The following is a 1,795-nucleotide window of genomic DNA, read 5'->3' on the forward strand; positions in this document are numbered from 1 at the left end:
ACCTTAATCTCCGCCGTTGCAGACATGACCCGCGGTGATGGAGAGAAAACCAACTACGGGGATGTTTACCACTATAAAGGCCGCCACCTAACCCGTGGGGATAAAATTCGCCCTGAAACGGAAACCGCTAACTTCTGGGCAAGACTCGATCACGAGCGTTTTTTGGCTCGTCAGACTTTACTACGCGGAGAAAGTAGCGCAGCAGATCTGACGCCATTATTAGTGCTAAGTATTCAAGACAACCCGCTCAGCTCGACGTTACCCAGCGTATTCAAATCGCCAATTCTAATTACTCGCCTACGTTTTACCGCCAGCCGTGACAAAGCGCTGACCGTGCGTTTTGATGCTGTGCCTTATACTGAGTCACTGTGCTGGCGTCCTGCACTCAAACCACGCCCTATCATTGCTGGAACATTAATGGCGCGCGTCACCAGCGTAAAAGACCAAGATATTTATGCTCATCAAGATGAGCATGGCTTTTATTGGGTTAAATTCGATGCAGATCGTGATGATAAAACTAAGGGTTATGAAAGTATGCCCGTACGTTTGGCAAAACCTTACGCCGGCGATACTTACGGGATGCATTTCCCGCTAATTCAAGGGACTGAAGTCGCTATCGCCTTCCATGAAGGTGATCCTGATCGTCCTTATATCGCTCACGCACTGCATGACTCCCGTCATCCCGACCACGTGACGGATAAAAATAACACTCGCAATGTGATCCGTACGCCTGCGAATAACAAACTGCGCATGGAGGATAAACGCGGGCAAGAGCATATTAAGCTCAGCACCGAATATGGCGGAAAAACCCAGTTAAACCTTGGGCATTTGGTGAACGCCGAACGCGAACAACGCGGTGACGGTTTCGAGTTACGCACAGATAGCTGGGGCGCAATTCGTGCGGGCAAAGGGTTGTTTATTACCACCGACAAGCAGGATAAAGCCGGTGGAGATGTGTTGGCGATGGCAGAGGCGGTCGCTCAGTTAAAACAAGCACAGCAACTGACAGAATCGCTCAAAGAGGCCGCTAACGTTGCAAAAGCTGAGCTCGCTGATTTGCAAACACAAAAAGTCTTACTGTCTGAAACACTCAATGAACTTCAGCAATCTGCTCTGCTTGTTTCCTCTCCTGAAGGTATTGCACATACATCCCCTAAGAGTATTCAATTTTCATCAGGTGAAAACATTATTGCAACCGCACAGAAAAGCACCGATTTTAGCATTGCTAAAAAATTTACGGTTGCGGCAGGTGAAATTATTAGTCTATTTGCCCAAAAGTTAGGCATTAAAATCTTTGCTAACCAAGGTAAAGTTGCCATCGAAGCTCAACACGACGAAATGTCATTAGATGCATTAAAAGATTTAAGCATCAGCAGTCATGATGGCAAAGTCATTATCAAGGCTAAAAAAGAAATCATTTTAACCAGTGGCGGTGGTTATATCCGTATTGCTGACGGTTCTGTGGAATGCGCAGCACCTGATAAAATCATTGAACGAGGGGCTGTGTGGCAAAAATTCGGAGGGCAAAGTATTAATACTGCAATGCAATCTTGGGAAAGCTCTGAGTTTGCAGTTAAGCCTCAGTTTGTGAGTTATGACAAAGAAGCACAAATTGATTTATCACATCCTGTTGGCATTATTGCTGACGGTGCTAAAAGTTCTAGTGCTAGTGACACATTAGGAAACGTATCTGAGCAAAAAGGATTAGGTCTCGATAAATTGAACATTGAATTTAACAATAAAAAATAGTTTGTAGCTATTAAATATGTTCATTTCATTTTAAGGAATTTATATG

General features: G+C 44.7%; 1 protein-coding gene. It reads left to right on the plus strand.

Annotated elements, in window-relative coordinates; translation table 11 throughout:
* A partial coding sequence (locus PROVRUST_RS18355) for a DUF2345 domain-containing protein (RefSeq protein ID WP_006816407.1) occupies positions 1-1,749 on the plus strand: 1,749 nt, incomplete at its 5' end.
* Positions 1,750-1,795 lie beyond the last annotated feature (46 nt).

It is taken from the genome of Providencia rustigianii DSM 4541 (genome assembly GCF_000156395.1).
Classification (GTDB): domain Bacteria; phylum Pseudomonadota; class Gammaproteobacteria; order Enterobacterales; family Enterobacteriaceae; genus Providencia; species Providencia rustigianii.